This window comes from Mesotoga sp. (assembly GCF_035363035.1).
In the GTDB taxonomy this organism is placed as follows: Bacteria; Thermotogota; Thermotogae; order Petrotogales; family Kosmotogaceae; genus Mesotoga.
In genome coordinates this window covers 1-4,060 of record NZ_DAOSEH010000130.1, presented here as the reverse complement: position 1 = coordinate 4,060, position 4,060 = coordinate 1, and the positions used below count along the sequence as shown (strand labels likewise).

4 protein-coding genes are annotated in these 4,060 nt (G+C 46.7%); 1 reads left to right on the top strand and 3 read right to left on the bottom strand.

Annotation, left to right across the window (positions count from 1 at the left end; genetic code table 11):
* Nucleotides 1–90: 90 nt before the first annotated feature.
* Both PKX57_RS11480 and PKX57_RS11475 read right to left on the bottom strand, forming a co-directional pair.
* Nucleotides 91–1,011, bottom strand: a complete 921-nt coding sequence (locus PKX57_RS11480; RefSeq protein WP_472417440.1) for an FAD:protein FMN transferase — start codon at nucleotides 1,009–1,011, stop codon at nucleotides 91–93.
* A gap of 117 nt (nucleotides 1,012–1,128) precedes the next feature.
* Nucleotides 1,129–1,710 (bottom strand): TetR family transcriptional regulator, encoded by a 582-nt coding sequence (locus PKX57_RS11475; RefSeq protein ID WP_214049221.1) that lies wholly within the window; start codon nucleotides 1,708–1,710, stop codon nucleotides 1,129–1,131.
* 319 nt (nucleotides 1,711–2,029) lie between these two features.
* On the opposite strand from PKX57_RS11475, the gene mgtE reads away from it, so the two are divergent.
* The gene (gene mgtE, locus PKX57_RS11470; protein ID WP_472414142.1) at nucleotides 2,030–3,373 is read left to right on the top strand and encodes a magnesium transporter; all 1,344 of its coding nucleotides are present in this window, start codon (nucleotides 2,030–2,032) and stop codon (nucleotides 3,371–3,373) included.
* Nucleotides 3,374–3,653: 280 nt separating this feature from the next.
* Here mgtE and PKX57_RS11465 read toward each other — a convergent pair.
* Nucleotides 3,654–4,060, bottom strand: a 407-nt coding sequence (locus PKX57_RS11465) for a glucoamylase family protein (protein ID WP_472417438.1), incomplete at its 5' end; no start/stop codon positions are given.

The following is a 4,060-nucleotide window of genomic DNA, read 5'->3' as shown; positions in this document are numbered from 1 at the left end:
CGGCCGCAATTATTACAACAATCAGTATCACAATCCACATTTTTCTCCCTCCCTTTCTCTTGCCAGTTTTCTCATTGTTCCTTGCTCCTTTCATATAACTATCACATCTATTCCTTCAATCGTTTGATAAATCTCTTTCAAGCCTCGAGTAATAAAAACGCGCTGATGATTGTCAACCAGAACAACGTCGACTCCGGGAAAGTAAGTAAGGTATCCGAGTCCCTTATCCATGTCCGCCGCGAATATCGCAGTCGATAACCCGTCGGCAATCATGGCGCTGTCTGCAACCACGGTAACACTTATCAGTCCAGATTCAACGGGATATCCTGTGGTTGGATTTATGATGTGATGTCGCCGCTTGCCGGTCCCGTCGATAAAATACCGCTCATAGTCACCGGAGGTGACGACGGCCTGGCCGGTTACCTTAACCGCTCCGATCAGGTAGCCATCATGTCGGGGATGCCTGATACCCACACTCCAGGAAGAGCCGTCGGGTTTATTTCCAAGCGTCGATACATTTCCTCCGATATTTACGAAGGCCGAGACGACACCGTACTTCTGAAGCGTTTTCACCAGGCAGTCGCTGGCATAGCCTTTTCCGATACCCCCCAGGTCAATGGACTGTTCCGGCCTTCGAAGACTGGCAGATTGTTCGTCTGAATTCAACATCAGGTCACGGTAATTAACTAAAGACAGAATATGCCGGATTTTTTCATCCTCCGGCACCTGGAAGGAGTGTTTGTAATTCCATAGATCAATCAAAGGTCCGACGGTGATGTCGAAGAGCCCCCCGGAGATTTCAGAAATCCGGCTTGCACACGACAGGACCTCAAATGTTTCAGAGCTTATGTTAACATACCCTTTTCCCGCGTTCTTATTGATCACACTGACCTCGCTGCCCGGTATGAAACGGCTCAAGATATTTTCCAGCCGTAGAAGTGCCGCTTTGGCTTGCGTAACTGCCGGCGCTGCATTTTCACCGAATGCTTTGTATGTAATCTCAGTACTCATACAAGAGCCGTCAGATTCTATAACCGTTGTTTGCTCCATGTGTAGCCCTCCCTTGATTCAGATTGTGAATGAATCCTTTTGTATTCATTCACTAAACTCGATGAAAAACCGCCCTGTTCACTCAGAGCAGTTCATCAGGCCTTCCATTACAAGCTCCGCTATAATCGCTAGAAGTTGCGGGAAATATTCGATTCCGATTTCGTCCTTGTGTGTATCTATATTGATTATGGCGGCAAAAACCATCATGATCATTTTGCTGTCGATGTCTTTACGCATTTTCCCCTGCGCCTGCCACTTGTTGACAAGTTCCAGGAAGGTATCGTATAGAAAATCAACCACCTGGATACCATTTTCTTCACGATAAAGCTTTTCGATTTTTTCAAAAACACTTTTGTTATACCATTCCCTTAGAATGGGGTTTGCATTCATGCCCTCGGCGTTCAACGCCATCATTTGCCTCATGATTTCCAAAGGACTCCGGGTTAAATCAAGAGACTGCAAAAAGCGTTTTTTTAGCCTGACGTTTTCATCCAGAAAGATATCCATGAAGAGTTTTTCCTTTGACGGATAGTATTTGTAGAACGTTCCTACTGCCACTCCGGCCTTCTGTGTGATCTCGGATATGTTTGTATCTTTGAAGCCTTTGACGCCAAACAGTTCTTTCGCACAATCGTATAGCAACTTTCTCTTATCTTCCATTGTAAGCATCTCCGTGAATGAGTAATTTTATATTCATTCATATTGTACTCAACCCGCCACCGAAAGTCAACGGGTTTTCCAGAAAGTACGAACTTTATATCCCGTGGGAAAATAGGGACAAACACCATTTTTCTACATGAGTTGGTAAATGCGAAAATCGGGTACATAGCTGTCGATCAGATGAGTGGGTACTATCCACATGTTGTCCAGCCTGTGGAATCATAAGTCTGTTTCAGCCTTTCATACTGGGAAGGTGAACGGGGGTGAATCTGGTAATCTTGATATATAATATCTTCCAGACCTTTTCCGGAGGTGAAAAATGAAAACAGAGCTCTATGAGATAGTTGAAGAGTTCATCGAAAAGCGTGACTGGCAGTCTATAAGAAGGATTATCTCTGAAGAATCGCCTCCAGAAATTGCTGAGCTCATTATGGATCTCGAGAAGAAGTCGAGAGTGATTCTCTTCAGGATTATCCCGAAGGAACTTGCGGCAGAAGCCTTCTCATATCTTGAGTCGCGGGATCAAGACCTTCTACTTGGAGATCTTACTGATCAGGAAACAAAGGCGCTACTTGAAGAGCTTAGCCCCGACGACAGAACCGAGATTCTTGGCGAGCTTCCCGGCCAGGCAACACAACGCCTTCTAAATCTTCTCAGCCCAAAGGATCTCGATGAAGCCAGGACGCTGCTAGGCTATCCGCCCGAGAGTGTCGGCCGTCTAATGACACCAGATTATGTTGCGGTAAGGCCCGAGTGGAGTATCGAAAAGTCCATCGAACACATACGCAAGCGTGGGAGAGATAGTGAAACCGTAAACATGATATATGTGACTGATCATTCGTGGCGTTTGCTTGATTCTCTTGAATTGCGAAAATTTATACTTGCTGATCCAGGTATTACGGTCAAGGATATTATGGACTATCGTTTTACCGCCATCTCTCCGTTTGCCGACAGAGAAGAAGCCGTGAGACTTATCCAGATATATGATCTGGTGGCTATTCCTGTCATTGACTCAGCTGGAGTTCTTCTTGGAATCGTTACGGTAGACGACATTCTCGATATCGTCGAAGAGGAAGTAACCGAGGATTTTCAGAAAACCGCAGCTGTTGGACCTTTGAAAACGAGTTACGCTTATGCGAGTTTCTGGACTTTGTACTCCAAGAGAATCTTGTGGCTGATGATTCTTATACTCGTAAACCTTGTATCGTCAAGCATAATTGCGAATTTCGAGGCGACTCTTGCTTCAACGATTGCTCTTGCATTCTTCATCCCTCTTCTAATAGACAGCGGTGGAAATGCAGGCGCTCAATCGGCAACACTGATGGTGCGTGCTATTGCAACGGGAGATGTGAAGATGACCAGGTGGATGGCGACTTTCTTGAAGGAAATTCTCGTTGGAATCTCCCTGGGTATAACGATGGGCCTTGCTAGTTCCTTATTGGGTTTGTTCAGAGGAGGTCTCGAAATTGGTCTTGTTGTTGGCATCTCTATGACGGCGATAGTTCTGGTAGCTAATCTTATCGGAGCTATGGTTCCGTTTGTACTGACATGGTTCAAACTTGATCCGGCGGTGGCCAGCAGTCCTTTGATAACGACAATAGTCGATGCCGTTGGTTTATTGATATATTTCACGATCGCAAATGCAATTATTGGTAGCATGTGACAGGATTATCATCTTTCGGGGGAACTCTGGGTGTAAAACTGGAGAGCTTTTGAAGTGCTATACCCTGAGGAAGAACCTCCACCAGAAAAAAATAGACACCATTTTTCTACATGAGTTAGTAAATGCGAAAATTGCGTACAGACGCCAGGAACCCGTCCCCATTTTCGCCAAACGGGATGACAGTGTGGGGGCATTCTGGATGCGTAATATCGAGGAACCGCTCTTCTCGCTCTTCCGAAGGACGGGTTCATGCTCCGGGACGCCGGACCAAGGACGGCTCTTATCGCTGCGAGAATCCCAGTCTTTCGAGACCGGTTTTTATGAATTGGCTACCCATGGTCAGTTCCCAGATCATTCCGCTTCTGTAGTTTTCGATCATGAGCAGTGTTATTCCCTTGTCTATTCCGATGACCCTGTCGGAGACCCAGTTTCTGTCGAGGTTGTAGGCATCTAGAAATCCGTACTCGCTCCAGAGTTCCGGTGTGTTTTCGTAGTAGTGTTTCACCGTTTCTTCGACTATCCCGGGGACGAAGACGATCGAGCCGAGCGCTCCGCAGGGTGGCACGGTTCCGTCGGTTCTGTGCGCGGTGTTGGATTTAGCCGAAGGCGGCGCTCCAAAATCTCCCCTGTAGCCGTCCGGAGAGTCGCAGGCGGTGAGTCCCCACGATCTTTCGTGCAGGGTTCTGT

What these genes read in the sequence shown, in the direction of transcription:
- PKX57_RS11475 (WP_214049221.1), bottom strand. Translation starts at nt 1,710, where the DNA reads ATGGAAGATAAGAGAAAGTTGCTATACGATTGTGCGAAAGAACTGTTT.
- PKX57_RS11480 (WP_472417440.1), bottom strand. Translation starts at nt 1,011, where the DNA reads ATGAGTACTGAGATTACATACAAAGCATTCGGTGAAAATGCAGCGCCG.
- mgtE (WP_472414142.1), top strand. Translation starts at nt 2,030, where the DNA reads ATGAAAACAGAGCTCTATGAGATAGTTGAAGAGTTCATCGAAAAGCGT.